The sequence below is a fragment of the Halorubrum sp. Atlit-28R genome, assembly GCF_003665955.1.
Classification (GTDB): domain Archaea; phylum Halobacteriota; class Halobacteria; order Halobacteriales; family Haloferacaceae; genus Halorubrum; species Halorubrum tropicale.
In genome coordinates, this window is sequence record NZ_QPLS01000272.1 from 1 (window position 1) to 441 (window position 441).

Consider the following 441-nt stretch of genomic DNA (forward strand, 5'->3'; position numbering starts at 1 on the left):
CTTCAGCGCCGATGATGCATATCTGCTCAATCAGAAGCTGCCGCAGATGAGCGAGGATCTTATCAATACGCTTAATGAACGCGGGCGACAGGACATGATCCGGTTTGCCGCAGGAGAAGTGAAAATCGCAGAGCAGAATGCAAAGGCGGCCACGCTGGCCATGTCCAAATACCGTGGCGAAAAAGCAGTCTTCGACCCGGAAAAGCAGTCCGCCTTGCAGTTGCAACAAGTCTCGAAGCTACAGGACGAGCTAATCGCCAACAAGACGCAGCTTGCGCAAGTGCGCGCGCTTACCCGCGATAATCCACAGATACCGGCGCTGCAAAACAGAGTCACCTCACTGGAGAGGGAAATCGCGGCAGAGACTGCGAAGGTGGCCGGCGGCGAACGTTCGCTCTCGAGCAAATCGGCCGATTATGAGCGGCTCGTGCTCGACCGGGC

Annotated in this window: 1 pseudogene; it reads left to right on the top strand. The window is 56.9% G+C overall.

Annotated features, from left to right (window positions below):
* Positions 1-441: pseudogene (locus DVK06_RS18830) on the top strand (capsule biosynthesis protein); the annotation flags it as partial.